This window comes from Plectonema cf. radiosum LEGE 06105 (assembly GCF_015207665.1).
GTDB classification, from domain to species: Bacteria; Cyanobacteriota; Cyanobacteriia; order Cyanobacteriales; family Nostocaceae; genus Rivularia; species Rivularia radiosa_A.
On the sequence record NZ_JADEWL010000132.1, the window covers coordinates 1 to 17472 of the forward strand.

Consider the following 17472-nt stretch of genomic DNA (forward strand, 5'->3'; position numbering starts at 1 on the left):
TCTCCCCATCTCCCCATCTCCCCATCCCTTTGTCCTCCCTTCTCCATTCCCAAAATAACAATATCCCCTGGAGGTAAACTAGCAGTATCCCGATGTTCTGAACTGAAACCGTATATGCTCAATCCTTCAATAGTGATATTATCCGCAGCTACCGTTAAACCACGAAATACTTCTTTGTTAGCAGCAGAAGTTATTTCAACTATGGGAATTGGGATTTCAATTTCTGCGGTTGCTGATTTATTCGCTTCGTAACCCGGTTGAGAAGTACCGTCAACGATTAATCCGGGAGTTGTTAAAGCCGGGAGAACCCTTTCGAGGGTAATTTTAGTTTGTTCAGGAGGTAGGTTAAATTCAATTCGTGATTGATTACTTGTAGATGATACTAAAGATTTTTCAACCGGACTTAATTCTTCTAAAGATAGATTACCATTGACGATCGCAATTGCTTCGCGTAATGTCAGAGCATCATCAGCTTGTATAGCTCCATCTTGATTACTATTGACTACTACCCGCAAAGTTAAAGCTGTTGTCGCTGGTTGAGCAAAAGCAATATTCGGAGTTATTAACAATAAAATTGATATTATTCCCAAAAGTTGATCAAAACAGCGAACCCTTAACAGTTCCTTTGGGTTGGAATTGTTCATCCCCTGTTCCCTTTTAAAAAAAGATTTTTTTTGATACTCTTCCAATTTTTTATACATATTTTTTACCGTTTTTTTACTGAAGACAGTTGAGAAAAAAGCCTTTTAAACAAAGAAATATTGATAAAAAAGCTGATAAAGCAAATGTATATTTAGCTTCATATCTCTTTATTCATCTCCTACGTCCCGTCATCAGTTTTTCTAGCGCTGTAATTTTCTGTGTTCCCTGCTCCCTACTCCCTATTCCCTTCTTAAGTTGATTAATCAAAAATTGTCGCTGTTCTATTTCTTGACGGGGTACTCTTTTCTGTAAACCGAAACCGTTAAATAACTCATTAAGTTTGACAGTTAAACCTAAATATGGTCCACTAGCGGAACGACTTCCATCAAAATCGCGATCGTCTATTTCCCCAAAAGCGTAACCAGCAGCTAATCTTAAATTTGGCGTTAGATAGTAACCTGCTTCGACAACAAAGCCGGTTTCGGTATAGTCAGACTGGCTAATTACTCTAGCTTCCCCGACTAAATCCCAACTGTACCCCAAACGATAAGTAGCGCGTAATTGTCCGAGATTTGTCGTACTCTTGGATGAAAAATCATTGGCTAAATAAGTAGTACTGTTGCGTAAAGCATATTTACCGTAAAATTCCCATTGCCAATTTGGTGCGTAAATAGTTTCTATGGCAAAAGTATGGTCTTCTGCACCAGTACCTGTTCCGAATAAGATAGTATCGGGAATTGTTGAGGGATTTTTTCGGTATTCGTAGCGCAATAAAGCGTTGAATTTATCATCTTGAGGATTACGGTATGCTAAACCCATTCTCAGGTTAGCTGTATCTCCTAATGCTCTCAAGGTTTGATTGCTCGAACCTGCTTGTTGATACCGTGCTAAAGCAGTAATTGATGATGAAATTTTACCTGTAGCTCCTGCGGAAATTACGGTATTATTTCCACTGGATGAACTTCTGCGTTCAAAAAGAGCGCTGGCTTTGAAGTTAGGATTATCAGTGTATTCCAAGCCGACGCTATAGCTATCACCGTCAGTAAAACCCAAGGAAGCAGCACTTTGACCGACAGCAAAGGGTTGTGCAAATTGTACCCCTGTACCATTACGACCGAAAAAGTCACCAAAAACGTGTTCGTAAGCTAGATTCAATCGTAATCCAGAAGCTATTGTTATCCCCTGTTTTAAACCTAACGCACCTTGAGTAGTTGGTCCATTTGCTCCACCTAATATAGAAAAGCGTCCGGTAACAGAGGTATCTTCACCAAATTTATGTTCACCGTTGACGTTGAAACTGGTGATGGAATTACCGTCAAATTGTCCTTTAGTGTAAAACTGTTGCGTTAACGAAAGATTAATACCCGGAATTGCTTGCCAATTAATCCCTAAGATGGTTCTATCGGGGAAAACTGCGTCTGTATTTTCGGATAATGTCGTTTCATTTTGGGCTACAAAAGAAAGCTTATTTCCCAGAGGAACGTTCAGACGAGAACGTAATTGATTAGAATCGGTATTCAGAGTTTCGGGAGAGATTCTATCTTCTCGTTCCCGTTTAATCCAATCCACAGATAAATTAGCTTTACCAATTCGCTGTACAATACCAGCGGCAATTGTAGTTAGAGAGTTATCGACTTCACTACCAGGAATTGCAGTTATCCGGGGTGAAAATAACTCTTCAAAGGTATCTATCGGTTGGGGTGCGATACCAAAATTATCTTCATGGTCATATTGAAAGCGTAAATTGGTTGTCTTAGTAATTCTTCCCGTAATTTGCGCTCCGTAACGAGTTTGTCCGGGAACGAAACTAATTGTCGCATCATTAGCAAATCCGGTATCCGCAAAACGGTAATAAGCACGAGTTTGTAAACCAGAGATAAATTCCGCTTCAGCTTCCGCTCTCATCGCATTACCTTCGATCATTCCCATCTCATTGGAATCATTGCGAGAACGAGCGTATTCGGCGATAATTTTACCTAACTTACCAAAACTAAACTGAGCATCTGCACCATACAATTCAAAATCCCGCGAGCCTTGATTTTCCTGTAAATAAGTAGCAGCTAACCAACTATCATTATTAATACCGCGAGAAAAGTTATATTGTAACCGTCCTGCATAAATATCGGTATCAGCACCTGCTCCCTCATATTGATAGGTAGTAACAATACGTCTGACTAAAACCTCACCAAATTCGTTGACATCGGTACGTAAAATCGGTTCGCGGAATAAAACTGTTCCTCTGTCGTAATCAATTTCATAATCGGGGCCACGACTCAATTGTTTACGTTGTAATACAGTACCCGGACGATTGAGTTCTTCTAATTCGATAAAAACAGTCTCACTACCAGGTATTACCAATCTACGAGATAAAAAGTAAAACCCACTAGTTCCATCAGGAGGTAGAGTATCACGCTGAAAACCTTCCACATTATTTCCATAAAAAGCCGTAGCTTGGAGATTTCCAATATTGTAATTAGCTTTAAAACCGTGTAACTGACGAGTCAGAGAAGTAAACTGTTGTGAAGAACGAGAAAATTCTTCAGTATTGTAATCACCCCACATCGCATAATCGGCACTAGCTCCCGAAATCTTAGACGAACGCTCTAACCGTAAATATACGCTGTCGGTAGATGGAGTAGTTGGATTTACTGTTGAACTATCACCATAAACAGGGTAATTCTGTTCGCTAAATTGATAACTTCCAAACAAGCGATTATCGCAGTTACAATCTTCATTCAGCGAACGACTACTATCATAAGCACCCGTTACCAACCATTCACCAATTGCACCAGTTGCAAAAATAGCAGAACGGAATTTTACTTCGGTACTATTATCTTCATCTTCAGGGAGAAAATCCTTAAATCGACTATAAAAATCCGTACCTCTGGCACCTAAACGAAAATCAATTACTCCTGTCATCAAACTCGGACGCAAAGCCGTTTGAAATTGTAATTGAGTAAAGGCTTCTAATTTGCCAATTTTAGCTTGAATACGTACTGTTTTCGCTTCTAAATCCGATTTGAGAGTAGCGGTAAATTCTCCAGCTTTTGCTTGTACTTGGAATCCTGGTTGTCCCGGTTTAAAATCGGGTTCGAGAAACTCTCCTGCTGTACTTGCTAAGGTAACAACTGCATCATGATTAGAACGATTGCCGTTTTCATCGAGTAGTATACCTTTGATAGTTGCTGTAGAACTTCCGTCAGCAGGAATCCGTGATTCTACGGAATCTAATTTCAGTTGATGTACTCCACCTCTAACAATTATTTTTACAGTAACGGGAGCTTCTTTAGAACCGATAACCTGAGCAGAAATGATATTTTCTCCATTTTGTAGAGAAACACCATACCACGTCTGTGTGACCAAATCAGTTTCAGAATCGGTTTCAGTTCGTCCAATTAAAGAGCGATCGGATAATTCTCCATTAACTCGTAATTCCACCTCGTTACCTACAGGAAACTGAATGAGAATTGGAGTCGCTGGGACATCAATAACAGCATCAGGTATTGGAGCAAGGATTCTTACCGTTGCAGAATTATTCGTATCTTTGGGAAACTGAGAAATATATTGAGTAGAATTTGGTGCTAAATTGGGGTTTAAGCTTTCGGGATTAGGTAAAGCAAAGGGTGATTGAGAATAAGATGCTAAAAGGTTAGTAGTATTAGTTAATTTTTGATTACGGTTATCTCCATAAAATGAGTTATATCCTGCTGCTAATTTGATTTCAAAGGAATTTGTAGGCTGTATAGCAACTAATGATGAAAAGTTGTAATTTTTATTTGTAAAATTATCTGTCGTCCAATTTTTAGCAATTAAAATTGGAATATTCTCAGGTGTTTTATTATTATTAATTGGCTCAAATACATTAATTGCAACCAATTTTGAATCAACATCAGCAAACCATTCTTTTATATCTGTTTTTTCTTTAGATATATTTGTCAATTGTTGTTCTGCTAATTTTTGGCTCTCAAGAAAAGGTTCTAAAGCAAGTAAATAGTTATCAGTTTTATCACTTGAATTAATTTCTTGTAACTTATCCGATAATTCCTTGTCTGTGTCTACAGATAAAAATAGATTTTGTGAAGATAGAATTTCTGGAGTTTCTTCAATATTAGGAACAATATCTTGTAATTCTAAATTGCCATTGTCTTTTATTGAAAATAATTCTGACTGACTATCAAATAATTCAAAAGCAATTAATTCTTTTACTTCTTCTCGTAAATCTATTTCCTGATTTCGTTCATCCACAAGTTTTTGTAAACTTTTAGGTAAATTACTATCAGGTTGAAATGGTTTGATAGCAATTATTTTTTTGACTTCTTGTTGTGAATCTATTTCCTGATTACGCTCATCCACAAGTTTTTGTAAACTCTTAGGTAAATTACTATCAGGTTGAAATGGTTTGATAGCAACTAAATTTTCTTCTATATCTACATTGATTATTTGCTCATTTTTTGGATTTACTAATGCGTTTGAACCTTGAGATAACTCTATTTTCTGATTCTTTAACTCATGAGCTTGTACAATTGCCCGTAAACGACTAGATTTACTAATCCTATCCCCATCTAAAAAGACCAATCTCTCATTACCTCTTTCCTCAGCGTTCTCAGCGTCTCTGCGGTTTTTACTTCCATAATCTTCAACCGTTCCTGAATTACTAGTAGATTCAGCACTTGCAACTAATGGGTATAATACTACACTAATAACTCCGGCGATCGCCACGATTAACTTTAAATTGAGTTTCATTTCTTTGCCCCCTCACCAAAGCTGGGAGTAACTGCGAAGTTCATTCTTACCATTCCACCAGGTTCTAAATTAACTAACCGTGATTGACTGTTGCGCTCTTTAAACTTGACATTGGGTGCTAAAGTATAACCCGGTAAACTTTGTAAATCCAAAACACCTGTATGTTTACCAGGCAATACATTTTTGACTGAATACAAACCATCAGCATCAGTAGTAATACGGTTGCCATTTTCCAAGAAAACTACCGCATTTGGTACCCCAGGCTCCCCTGATTGCTGTTCCCCATCAAAATTCTTATCCACAAATACCCGACCGATAATCGTACCACAATCAGCAGTAATACCTGGTCGAATCTTGAGTAAATGTGTCGCTGGACCATCTTTGACTGCAAAATCATTATCAACACGTTGAGCATTAACAGTAGCCGTATTACGTCCCGAACCCCGTACCGCATCCGGAGTTAATTTGGCAGCATAAGCAATATTCAGAACTCCATCAACCGGAATCGTGGCATCAGTACGGAAAGTCACAGTAGAACCATTAACTTCAGTAGTTACCGCAACAGATTCCCCGGCAACTTCACCACGAACAGATTCTGATAAAAATTTAAATCCTAAAGGAAATTGGTCAGTAACAACTACATTATCCAAACCAGCATCACCCGTATTTCTTAACGATAGACGATAAACCGTAGTTTCTCCAGGTTCAGCAGTAGCTCTATCTCCCGTTTTAGTAATAGTAATTTGTTCTGCTGGACATAAACCCAAATCAAATTGAAATGCTAATAAATCTAATCCAATAGTTTCAGCATTGGGGACAAAAACAACCGTATCGCTAATTTGAATACCACCATTAACACTGATTGGTTGACCATCTAAAGATGTAGCAGTGTAACGAACAATATTATCTTGAATACCACCAGTACTTTGATTAATTTCTAACTTAATTCTTCGTTGAGAAAAACCAGAATTTTCTGGAGGATTAACTACTAAAATAAAACTTCTACCAGCATCAGTTTGACCTCTATTAGGATCGAATAAAAAGTTGTAAAAACCCTCATCTAAATTATTTAAAGGAAACGGATTAATATTCGTCTCATTTGGTTCAATCCCTCTAAAAACACCATTCCCTTCAATATCAGGTAATTCCGTCGGAGTTAATGGAGTTAACTGTCCTAATTCCGTTCCCGTGGAGTCATTCGGGTCAGGGTCATATAAAGCGACAGTATATCCTGTATAATCAGGTAAAACTTCTCCCCCACAACCTAAAATTCTTCCTAAAGGATCAACTAATCGAGCATCCGGAATCGTTTCTATTTGACTGGTACTTCCGCGAAAAATTTGATTAGCTTTTCTATTTGTATAACTAAATTCAGCTTGGTTACTAATTGTTGGACTCGGAACCTTTTGAGCGAATACAGATATTGGACTTTGAATAATACTTCCTGCTAAAAAGGTAGCCGCTATCCGTTTCAACCAGCTACTACCATAAATATGGTATCGCTTTTCTTGGCTACACACAAATTTCTCCTCATATTTACTTGTAATTAAACCGCTCACCTTCGGTTGATTTAGAGACTTAATAGTCCACCACATTAGTTATCTCTCTTGATCTCTTTCCTCCGTGTTCTCTGCGTCTCTGCGGTTTTTTTTTCAGTAATCTTTTCGCGGAAAAGTCATTCCACTAGGGAGCGAGACGCTACCACTACAAATAGATAACCCCGCAGAATAAATGTGGTGGAGTATTAATACTGCTAACTTTGTTCAATCCAAAATCTAAAATCTCTTTACCGTACTTTTACCTGATAAGTCCCATCAACCGAGGCTTTGGCAGGAAGGGATTTACCAAAATTCCAACGAATGTGAGTATAAGCAGTATCGGGAGCAGGACGAGTTTCTACCTGACCATTAGGTAATTTCACTTGGACAGTGGGATTTTTGACAAAAGTTTTACCACCATTAATACTGTAAGTAATTTGTGCGCCCGTACTTTTATTTACAGTTGCAGAGTTAAGTACGTAAACCATTCCTTTAGGAATCGGTTGATTAATTGCAAGATTATTAACAGCTTTTTCACCATTATTCGCACCAGAAATCGAATAACGTAGTACTTCTCCTTGCTGCACCTTAGAACCATTTTGTAATTCTTGCCAAATTACTTTTTGCTTACCTTGAGCATCTTTTTGGACAATTTTCTTTTCCGCTTTCAAGCGTAATTGTACTTGTCCTTGTTTGGCATTTTGAGCAATAGCAACCCCATCCTGAAATAGATTAGCAACTACAGGAATCTGATTCCCAAATGTTAAACCTGCAATTAATGCAACTACACCTAAACTTGCCACAGAAGAACGCTTCATATTCATTACCTGAAAAAATTATTACTTATTCTGGTTCCCAGGCTCAGACTGGGAACTAAGATTTGGAGGCTCAGCCTCCTGGTTAACCCTGATTACGGTTGTGCTGGTGGTGCTGGGGGATTACCAGTCAATCCAGTACCATTAATCTGACGCTGGAAGATAAAGGTTCTCATCTCTTGAGGTGCAACATCTTTACTAACTGTCACGACATATTTGGTAACATCAGTTGTAGGGGTTGTACCTGTCTGGTCTCCGTTGGGAGTAAATTGAATATTTGCATTACCAGAATCCTTCGCCGAACCAGTAATATTACTAGTATCTATTTCCCCATTATTATCGTTATCTTTCGCCCAGTTATTACCGAGTTTGTCATCCGTACCATCCTCAGTAATCTTGATATCGCTAGCGTTTAAGATAATGTTGCCAGTACCAGATTGAGGCTCGGAAATGTTCTTATAAGTAATGCGGTATTCTAAAATATTTCCAGGTGCAGGCTTCTTAGCAGTAGTACTGAATGTTTCATCACCTGGTGCTACATTTGGACCAGTAGCTTTCAGTATGCGGGTTTCTTTGACCATTTGTAAATAGCCAGTGTAAACGCGGTCAATGGTGATGTTTTCTGCGGGTTTCCCATTACTGTCGTTATCGGGAGTATTATTGCCATCATTATCAACAAAAGCTTTAATCGGTACTGGATAACCACGCTGTACATCAGTATCGGTAGAAAGTTTGGTACCTGGAGGTAGATTTACTTCCACACCATAATTATCGGTAGCATTCGCTGCAACTTGGGGAATTTTTACTGGAGTTTGACCAGCTTGAATCGTGAAGGTGCCATTGTTATATGTGTAACTTGCTAATTGACTATCGTAAGTGATTGTAACTACCGTACCATTAGGTAAATCAGTCGCAGTATTTGGTGCAATCGGTTGTAAGACAATATCAGCAGCAGCATTTCCAGTATTTAAAACTGTATTGGTGAAGCTCACACCATCTGGGTCGATTGCTGTACCAGGTTTAGTTCCCGCAGGTACTAAAGAAGACTTGTTAGTAAAGTCCTTGTTATTATCATTCTCTGCAACCGCATCTGGTGCATCTTTAGGACCATTTAATAAGGAAGTATCTCCTAGTTGGCTGATTGTGAAGACGTTTACTTCACCACCTGCACCCGTACCCGTGTTATTGTTCTGGGTATCAACACCGAGAGTCTCAGCTTCTTCCGGAATGCCGTTACCATTGGTGTCTGTGGGGACAATAGAACCGTCATTAATTTCACCATCGGGTAAATCATCTGGAGGAAGTTCACCCGGTGTAGTCGTACCAGGGAAAAGTTGAGTTTGCGGATTGTAATTACTGGGATCGTTATCACCAGATTCGTCGTAAACATCCTTACCAGTGGGACTTTCACCAAATAACTGAGCAATGTTAGCAACTATTACTGAGGTATCAGCTGTGGTATCTACTTTCACAGTCACCTTGAATCCACTTACTGCTTGTCCGGGAGCAATGCTACCAGTACGGACGAAACCAACTCTTGTCACGTTAGCTGGTATGTTGGTGAGGTTTAAATTCTGCCAATTAGCTTTAGTCGCTATTGTACTAACAGCAGTGTCAGTATAAACTGCTGTCCAACCTGGAGGAACTACAACACCATCAAGTTTAGTACCTACTGGAATCGCATCAGAAACTAAAATATTATCGCCAGTTAAACCGGGAATAGCGGTACCTTCCAAAGGTGCAGGGCTAATTCCGTTACCCGTTGGGTCAGTATTTTCAACTTGCAAACTTAAATCATAGGTAACTGTATCTTCAGAAGGACCAGCTGCACCAGCAACGGTATGATTACTACGAACTTTTAAGACTTTAGCTAAAGTGTATGTTTTGAGGGTAGAATCTACAACCGCTTCTAAGCTTGCACTAGCTTCACGAACGCCGTTGGCAGGAAGTCCATCTACTTCACCGTTACCAGTTCCATCGGGGTTATCTACAGTGTAAACGTCACCACCATCAGCGCTACGAGGAACGTTCTGTTCATTACCAGGAGTATCACCCAATTTAACGGTGATTTTATCTCCCGCTTGAGCGCCAGATTCAACTTTAACGGGAACCCTGACTAAAACGGATTGGTCGGGGTTGATTGAGTTAGTAGTAGTTCCCCCTTGAACAACATCTTGCCAAGTTGTACCACCATCGTAACTAATTTCCACCGCACCATCGAGTGTCGCTGGACCTGTTACTGTTGGTTGATCGGGAATCCGGAATTTGGTGGGGTCGTTACCGACGTTAGTAACGGTATAGTTATAATAAAGCTTGTCGCCAACGTTAATTTTAGTATCTCCGCCAATATCACCTCCATCTTGAAACTCTGTATTCGCAGGAGTAACAGTGATACCTGCGACTTCAGCAACAGTTACAGTAACTGTATTGGAAGTAGTATTGATTGTTTCTCCTGGGTTGTTGGGGTCTTCGTAAGTCGCTGTAGCGGTGTTATCGATAGGTTGACCACCTGCTGAACCTTCAGCTAATACAGGTGTAACAAATTGAAAAGCACCATTCGCAATCAATGCAGTTGCAACCAAGGAACGGTAAAACTGTCCTTTTTTGACAAAATTCTTTTTCTGTGACATTTTTGAGTTAATAGCAAATTATGTTTTTTTAGCCTACGTTTAAATACGCAGGCTTTTTTATTTGCAACTCTTTACAGAATTGCTCATAGTTTTTACCTAATTAATTTTGATATTTCCTTAGTAATTTGCGAGAAGATGCACTAAACCCCGATGTCTGGAAGCTTCTCCATAACTGTATTATTCTCTAGCTTTTTACTTAGCAGGAACATCAAATGTAATTTTGGTAACAGATAAATCTTAATTTTAAATTTTTACTATATCGTCAGTGAATATATGGAAATTTAGATAATTTGAGCTATTCTTCCGGATTTATTTATAGTTCAATTGAATACTCTTAGATTTGGGATTATTTACGTATCTTGGTCACGGATTTATCACAGTTTATATGTTAGTTCAAAAAATCAAATTATCTTTATTGCTTGATTAATTACTTAATTTTTCAAGAGATTTTCCCTAACTTTTCCATAACTTCAGGACTTACGCAATTGGCACCTGTTTCTCCTGCCTGCATTACTTTGATTTGAGATGCGTTTCTCCTGCCCCCAAAACTAATGAAATGGAGTACTAGTACTCCTTTTCATTAAATTTAAATGTTTGTAGTTGGGATGCCCGCCCTTGATTTGAGCGATAAATCGCAACTACGAACCCAGACAAGCGCTAGATTTTATCTTAATCCCGACAAAAATTATCGGGATTGTTTGACTCGGTATTTGAGGCGTGTTAGTATCAGCCGACAGTTGACAGTTAAACATTCGACCGGGAGGAATACCAAATGCAAGCGGCAACCAACATCCAAAACCAAACTCTTACTCATGCATTTCATGCTTTGAAATGTAAAGAATGCGGCGCAGAGTACGAACTTGAAGCTAAAAATGTGTGTGAGTTGTGCTTTGGTCCTTTGGAGGTAAAGTACGATTACAGCAACTTGCGTAAAACCATTACTCGCAAAACTATTGAAGCCGGTCCGAATTCAATATGGCGCTATCAGAAATTTTTACCTGTAACTAGCGAAAACCCCATTGATGTCGGAACGGGTATGACTCCTTTGGTTCGTTCGCATCGTTTAGCGCGTCGCTTGGGTTTAAAAAAATTATATATAAAAAATGATGCTGTTAATATGCCCACCCTTAGCTTCAAAGATCGGGTGGTGTCAGTCGCTTTAACTCGTGCTAAAGAATTGGGTTTCACCACTGTATCCTGCGCTAGCACTGGTAACTTAGCAAATTCAACCGCCGCGATCGCAGCTCATGCTGGTTTGGATTGTTGCGTGTTTATACCTGCGGATTTAGAAGCAGGGAAAATTTTAGGAAGTCTTATTTATAGCCCGACTTTGATGGCAGTTAAAGGTAATTACGACCAAGTTAATCGTCTTTGTTCGGAAGTTGCCAATACACACGGTTGGGGATTTGTCAATATTAATTTACGTCCTTATTATTCCGAAGGTTCCAAAACATTAGGTTTTGAAGTGGCAGAACAACTAGGTTGGGAACTACCAGACCATATTGTGGCACCATTAGCAAGCGGTTCGTTGTTCAGCAAAATTTATAAAGGCTTTAACGAATTTGTCGAAGTTGGTTTAGTAGAAGCTAAAAACGTGCGATTCAGCGGCGCACAAGCCGAAGGATGTTCACCGATAGCCAAAGCCTTCAAAGAAGGACGGGATTTTATTCAGCCAGAAAAACCCAACACAATTGCTAAATCAATTGCAATTGGAAATCCCGCAGATGGTATTTATGCTGTCGAAATAGCAAACAAAACCAACGGTAATATAGAGTCAGTCACAGATGCTGAAATTATCGAAGGAATGAAACTGCTCGCGGAAACCGAAGGTATATTTACAGAAACTGCCGGTGGTACAACAATTGCCGTATTGAAGAAATTAGTAGAAGCAGGCAAAATCGACCCCGAAGAAACCACCGTCGCTTACATTACAGGCAACGGCTTAAAAACCCAAGAAGCCATACAAGCCTACGTTGGTGAACCTTTGACAATCGACGCAAAACTCGATAGCTTTGAATCAGCCCTAGAGCGTTCTCGTACCCTAGAACGTTTAGAATGGCAGCAAGTTTTGGTTTAATTAAAGTTAGGAGTTAGGAGTTAGGAGTTAGGAGTTAGGGGTTAGGAGTTAGGAGTTAGGAGTTATGAATAACTTTGATTACCCATTACCAATTCCCAATTACCAATTCCCAATTACCAATTACCCATTACCAATTACCAATTACCCATTACCAATTACCAATTACCAATTCGCTATTTTCAAAGATATGTCTGTAAAAGTTCTCGTTCCCACTGCATTACAAAAATTCACTAATAATCAAGCGACTTTAGAATGTAACGGTAGTACTATTTCTGAATTGTTTGATTCTTTAGAAAAAGCTTGTCCCGGTATCAAAGCGCGTTTGTGCGACGAATCCGGAAAACCGCGTCGTTTTTTAAATTTATATGTTAACAGCGAAGATATCCGCTTTCTAGATGGTGCAGCGACACCTTTAAAAGAAGGCGATGAAGTTAGTATCGTTCCAGCTGTTGCTGGGGGCTAATCAGTTAACAGTTAACAGTGAACAGTTATCAGTAATTAAAAAATTTCTGTGGGGTGGACATTTAGTCTGCCCTTTATTGTTAAATTTGCTATATTTCTATTTTTTATATTTTTAATGGGATTTTTAAAGACCTAGGACTTACGCAACCGGCACATTTTTTACTGTAGGGTGTGTGACGCTACGAGATAATTTTAACGTAGCAATAGGACTTATAGCGTCACGCACCATAGACCAATTGTGACAATATCGTAAGTCTTGAGATATTCAAACTCTCGTTGCAATTTATTCCAAGCCGAAGATGATGATTTTTTCAATGAGCAGTTGTTAAGGATTTCATCTATATTTCGCACCCGGTTGTCTGCAATATCAGCCTCGGCTTTTGCGATTAGTCGATCTAATTTTCCTGATGTCAAGTCATTTTCTATTTGCTTATCCCACATTTGCTCTAAATATTCTTCCAGCCATGCACCTAATTGACGAATATCCGAATCGGGTAGTTGTTTTATTGCTGCTTCGATTTCTGGCAAGGTACCCATTGTGTACTAATGTTCCTCAATTGATTTTATTTACATTTTATCGTGGGGTCTGGCGATCGCAAAACTAATTATAATTTATCAGTGATTGATAGTTAGTTTTTTAGAAATTTCTGGTGGGGTAGGCGTAAGTGCCTATCTTTTTTTTTGAGTGGGAAATATAGGAAAATTAAGTTCTGCCGATTACTGTCTTTGATTAGTGCTAAGTAAATCTAATTAAATAGGTTCGATGAAATAGAACAATCGCGAAATTGCTATAAGCTCAAGTCTGACAAATCAAAAGTAAATATCGAGGTTTAATGAAGTTCTTGGAATTAGTAAATCATTTAGCCCCGATAGAATATTTAATCTTCTTTTTACAGTTGTGAGGAGTTCTAATGAAACAAAATCTACTAGTTTCTGCTAGTGGGGCAAGTTTGCTGTACTTACTCGCCGGATTCTCCCCGGTAAAAGCATTAGCTGTGGAAAAAATCAGCAACAGCCAAGCAATAAATCGCAGTGAAAAGTTAACAGCTTCAGAAGTATTATCCCAGGAAAGTTTTCCATCCACGAACACAGTAATTAGCGAAAAAGTAAATAATCAAAATAAAAAAGCGACTCTAATTGCCCAGGTTACCCAAAACCAACAACAAAATTCAATATCGGTGGCACAAGTCACATCGGTTTCCCAACTATCCGACGTACAGCCCACAGATTGGGCTTTTCAAGCGTTGCAATCCCTCGTAGAACGGTATCGTTGTATTGCGGGATACCCTTCGGGCACCTATCGGGGCAATCGGGCAATGACTAGATACGAATTTGCAGCAGGATTGAATGCCTGTCTTGAGCGCCTTAATCAGTTGATTGCCACGGCAACTACGGATTTTGGGAAAGAAGATTTACTTGCTCTGCAAAGACTTCAGGAAGAATTTAAAGCCGAATTAGCAACTTTGCGGGGACGTGTAGATACTCTGGAAGCTCGCAGTGCCCAATTAGAAGCTTCACAGTTTTCCACTACCACTAAACTCCAAGGAGAGGCAATTTTTGCTGCTATTGGTGCAACTGGTGGCGCTGTCGATAGGGATAACCCCAATATCATCCTGACGAATCGGGTACGGTTGAACTTAAATACCAGTTTTACTGGCAAAGACTTGTTAATCACTGGTTTGCAAGCCCATAATTTCGCCGGTGGTGCGGATGGTAGTGGTAGTCTGCAACAAGAATTGGGATTGACAGCACCAGGAGTAAACTTAGCTGCAAGTAGCGCCCGCACGGGTATTGAACCCCAATTTCCCGGCTTCACTCCCAAAGATTTATCTTCTAAAGGTGCTAATAGTGTGGAACTGTACAAACTTCTGTACATTTTCCCCGTAGCCAATAAATTAACTTTATTTGCTGGTACTGCTGCGGAAGTTTCCGATGCTTTCCCTACCATTACTCCCTTCGCAGGAGAAGGGCAGGAAGCAATTTCCCGCTTTGCTGGCTTAAATCCCGTACTGCGGGTTTCCGGTGGTACTTCCGGCTCGGGCTTAGCATCCGCAGCAGGTTTTATCTTTACTCCATCCAAAAGCTTAGATTTTCGCGCTCTCTACGCTAGCGTCAATGCCAATATTCCCAGCAGTGAAGAGGATATTCTTCCCGGAGTTTCCGGTACACCTTTAGGTTCGGGTTTGTTTGGTGGTAGTACGGTTGCCGCAGCCCAACTCACATTTAAACCCAGCAACTCATTGGATATTGGTTTGAACTATGCCAACAGCTACCACGAAATCAATATTTTGGGTACGGGATTGGTGAGTGCCGATACCAATGCTTTAGGCTTAGCAGATGGAAATTTGGGGATTCCAGTAAAACTCAACTCCCTCGGTGGTACGGTAAATTGGCGTTTTGCTCCGAGTATTGCCCTATCGGGTTACGGTGCGGCAATTTTCGTCGATGATTCCTCTACTCAGGTGGATGCTTCCACTACCTTCACCAGTTGGATGGTGGGTTTACACTTCCGAGATATCATCAAAAAAGGCAATACCGCCGGGATACTTTTCGGTCAACCTTTATACCGTATAGAAGCTGATGGTGATGGGAACTTAGCTGCTGAAGGTGTCGAACGCCAGACTCCCTACCATTTGGAGGCTTATTACAAATTTAAAGTAAACGATAATCTCAGTATTACCCCTGGTGTATTTGTGTCATTTAATCCAGAGGGAGATGACCGCAACGACACGACAACAGTAGGTTTATTGCGTACAACTTTTACTTTTTAGGATTTAATATTTACTTGAATAGCGAAGAGTTAGGAGTTAGGAGTTCTCTCCATCCCCACATCTCCCCCTTCGGGTTCACCACTCCCCTCAACGGAGGAGGCAACCCACGGAGGTGGATTCACCATTTCTCCATCTCCCCTTCTAACCTATCTACAATTCCCAATTCCTAATTCATCATCATATGTAAAATAAAGATGATTTAAATCTCAAGGAGTAATCCAAGCAATGGCAGAAGAAACGAATAAAAACGAAACCGGAGACGCTATTCCTAGTACTGTAGAGGAAAAAGCGCCGGAAGTCGCTAGAAACGCTCCTAGTACAGATTCTCCCGAAACCACAGATATTCCATCTGCAAATGCACCAGATCCCAAAGCAGCATCGGGAGATAACCCCAACGCTGCTAAAGCTAAACCCGCAGCTAAAGCAGCAGGTGATAAGAAGCCCGCAGCAGCGAAAAAAGAAAAACCCCCAGCGGTTGAAGATAAACCTTTTGAGGAATTTATGCGGCAGCATTATGTACCTGCCTTAGCTACTGCGATCGCGGGTGAAGGAGTGGAAGATTTACATTTAGATTTTGCCAAGCAGAAGCTGAACATTCCTGGGTACGAGAAAGAGTCAGAATGCTGGCAAGTTTTGGGTAACTTCCGAAATGGCTTGCGTCAATTTAACGTTTATTTTCCCGATGAAGATATTAAGGGGAAAAAAGCGTTTTCTTGTAACGAAGGCAAAACACCAAGTACTCTCGAATCGTTTTTAATTGACGAACGTAGAATTACTCTAGATTTAATGGTATTTGGAGTAGTACAGCGTTTGAACGGACAAAAATGGTTGGGAAGAAATTAAGTAAGTTCGTGAAAAATATAAGTAACGGCTCCATTATCGGGGCTGTTACCTATGTCTACATAACCAGATTTATACATTTCTTTTAAAGTTGTTTCTACTTGTGAAAATGTAGCACCTGTCTCTATCACTCCTTGAGTGACGCTCAATTTACCGCCGCGACGTTCGGCTGCTTTGAGCAACTCTACCATCAGGGTTTCTTGAGGAGAATGATAGATTTCTGATGCTACAGCTTGATAACTTTCTCCTACACCAAAAGGAGATAAACCAGCTTTTAATCTGAGTTTAATTTCTCTTTCTTCTACCATATTAGGAATGAGAAATAAATCTACAAATTGACCCAATCCGAACAAACCAAGGGTAAACATCCATAGCAAACCAGTGGCTATTTTACCGTTATACAAGCGGTGCAATCCACCTGTAAATCCTAAAAAACCCAACAAGTTGAGTATATAAGATATTTTGAGGCGCTCTTTTTCTTTTTCTTTCTCTTTTTCTTTATCTCTGATTTCAACCTTCATTTGATTTCAACTCCACAGAACTCTTCAGACAACTGGAATTTTTGTAATTATTTTGTAGTTAATAATTATCTATATTAACAATCAAATTTGAATCTGATATTTTTAGATATCGGTCAAATTGGTTAACTTGATAAAAATCAGCTATAATGGGATACTATCTTTAATTTATTTTTAATTGATGAAATCCGATGAAATCCATGGCGATATACTATACATATAATATAAGTATTTATTGCTGGCTCTGAATCGCGATCGCAAAAATCCTAGATTACGAATTATTAACTAAAACCAAATTTATTAATTATCTAAATAAATCATCGACCTTTAGCATTTACAGTTATCAGCACCATAAATCCGGTTTATTTTAGATTTATAGGTCAAAGGTTAAAGGTTAAAGGTTAAAGGTTAAAATTTTGTCCATCCCCCATCTCCC

General features: G+C 39.4%; 11 protein-coding genes. 4 read left to right on the forward strand and 7 right to left on the reverse strand.

Annotated features, from left to right (window positions below; all coding sequences use genetic code 11):
* From IQ247_RS25800 to IQ247_RS25820, 5 genes are all read right to left on the reverse strand, one after another.
* On the reverse strand, window positions 1-644 hold a 644-nt coding region (locus IQ247_RS25800), incomplete at its 3' end, for a hypothetical protein (RefSeq protein ID WP_445974532.1).
* Between the two features lie 169 nt (window positions 645-813).
* Window positions 814-5385, reverse strand: coding sequence for a hypothetical protein (locus IQ247_RS25805; RefSeq protein ID WP_193924342.1), 4572 nt, complete (start codon window positions 5383-5385; stop codon window positions 814-816).
* Window positions 5382-6980: a DUF11 domain-containing protein gene (locus IQ247_RS25810; RefSeq protein WP_193924343.1), complete on the reverse strand. Its 1599-nt coding sequence runs from the start codon at window positions 6978-6980 to the stop codon at window positions 5382-5384. The genes IQ247_RS25805 and IQ247_RS25810 overlap by 4 nt, the downstream gene beginning before the upstream one ends.
* A 191-nt stretch (window positions 6981-7171) precedes the next feature.
* Entirely contained in the window at window positions 7172-7741 is a 570-nt protein-coding gene (locus tag IQ247_RS25815) for a DUF11 domain-containing protein (protein WP_193924345.1), read from the reverse strand.
* Window positions 7742-7833: 92 nt separating this feature from the next.
* Entirely contained in the window at window positions 7834-10368 is a 2535-nt protein-coding gene (locus IQ247_RS25820) for a DUF7925 domain-containing protein (RefSeq protein WP_193924347.1), read from the reverse strand.
* Between the two features lie 772 nt (window positions 10369-11140).
* On the opposite strand from IQ247_RS25820, the gene thrC reads away from it, so the two are divergent.
* Both thrC and IQ247_RS25830 read left to right on the forward strand, forming a co-directional pair.
* On the forward strand, window positions 11141-12445 hold the full coding sequence (gene thrC, locus IQ247_RS25825; RefSeq protein WP_193924349.1) for a threonine synthase: 1305 nt from the start codon (window positions 11141-11143) through the stop codon (window positions 12443-12445).
* Window positions 12446-12632: 187 nt separating this feature from the next.
* A complete protein-coding gene (locus IQ247_RS25830; protein ID WP_193924353.1) occupies window positions 12633-12908 on the forward strand; it encodes a MoaD/ThiS family protein in 276 nt (91 codons plus the stop codon).
* A gap of 209 nt (window positions 12909-13117) precedes the next feature.
* On the opposite strand, the gene IQ247_RS25835 is transcribed toward IQ247_RS25830, so the two are convergent.
* Window positions 13118-13444, reverse strand: coding sequence for a hypothetical protein (locus IQ247_RS25835; protein ID WP_228060041.1), 327 nt, complete (start codon window positions 13442-13444; stop codon window positions 13118-13120).
* Between the two features lie 374 nt (window positions 13445-13818).
* On the opposite strand from IQ247_RS25835, the gene IQ247_RS25840 reads away from it, so the two are divergent.
* Both IQ247_RS25840 and IQ247_RS25845 read left to right on the forward strand, forming a co-directional pair.
* Window positions 13819-15678 (forward strand): iron uptake porin, encoded by a 1860-nt coding sequence (locus tag IQ247_RS25840; protein WP_193924350.1) that lies wholly within the window; start codon window positions 13819-13821, stop codon window positions 15676-15678.
* A 225-nt stretch (window positions 15679-15903) separates the two neighbouring features.
* The gene (locus IQ247_RS25845) at window positions 15904-16521 is read left to right on the forward strand and encodes a DUF2996 domain-containing protein (RefSeq protein ID WP_193924351.1); all 618 of its coding nucleotides are present in this window, start codon (window positions 15904-15906) and stop codon (window positions 16519-16521) included.
* Here the strand turns inward: IQ247_RS25845 and IQ247_RS25850 are convergent.
* Window positions 16518-17039 (reverse strand): NINE protein, encoded by a 522-nt coding sequence (locus tag IQ247_RS25850; protein WP_193924352.1) that lies wholly within the window; start codon window positions 17037-17039, stop codon window positions 16518-16520. The genes IQ247_RS25845 and IQ247_RS25850 overlap by 4 nt on opposite strands.
* Between the last annotated feature and the right edge of the window lie 433 nt (window positions 17040-17472).

Excerpts from the sequence above, each read along its gene's own strand:
- IQ247_RS25815 (WP_193924345.1), bottom strand. The coding sequence starts at position 7,741 with ATGAAGCGTTCTTCTGTGGCAAGTTTAGGTGTAGTTGCATTAATTGCA.
- IQ247_RS25840 (WP_193924350.1), top strand. The coding sequence starts at position 13,819 with ATGAAACAAAATCTACTAGTTTCTGCTAGTGGGGCAAGTTTGCTGTAC.
- IQ247_RS25835 (WP_228060041.1), bottom strand. The coding sequence starts at position 13,444 with ATGGGTACCTTGCCAGAAATCGAAGCAGCAATAAAACAACTACCCGAT.
- thrC (WP_193924349.1), top strand. The coding sequence starts at position 11,141 with ATGCAAGCGGCAACCAACATCCAAAACCAAACTCTTACTCATGCATTT.
- IQ247_RS25805 (WP_193924342.1), bottom strand. The coding sequence starts at position 5,385 with ATGAAACTCAATTTAAAGTTAATCGTGGCGATCGCCGGAGTTATTAGT.
- IQ247_RS25830 (WP_193924353.1), top strand. The coding sequence starts at position 12,633 with ATGTCTGTAAAAGTTCTCGTTCCCACTGCATTACAAAAATTCACTAAT.
- IQ247_RS25850 (WP_193924352.1), bottom strand. The coding sequence starts at position 17,039 with ATGAAGGTTGAAATCAGAGATAAAGAAAAAGAGAAAGAAAAAGAAAAA.
- IQ247_RS25820 (WP_193924347.1), bottom strand. The coding sequence starts at position 10,368 with ATGTCACAGAAAAAGAATTTTGTCAAAAAAGGACAGTTTTACCGTTCC.
- IQ247_RS25845 (WP_193924351.1), top strand. The coding sequence starts at position 15,904 with ATGGCAGAAGAAACGAATAAAAACGAAACCGGAGACGCTATTCCTAGT.
- IQ247_RS25810 (WP_193924343.1), bottom strand. The coding sequence starts at position 6,980 with ATGTGGTGGACTATTAAGTCTCTAAATCAACCGAAGGTGAGCGGTTTA.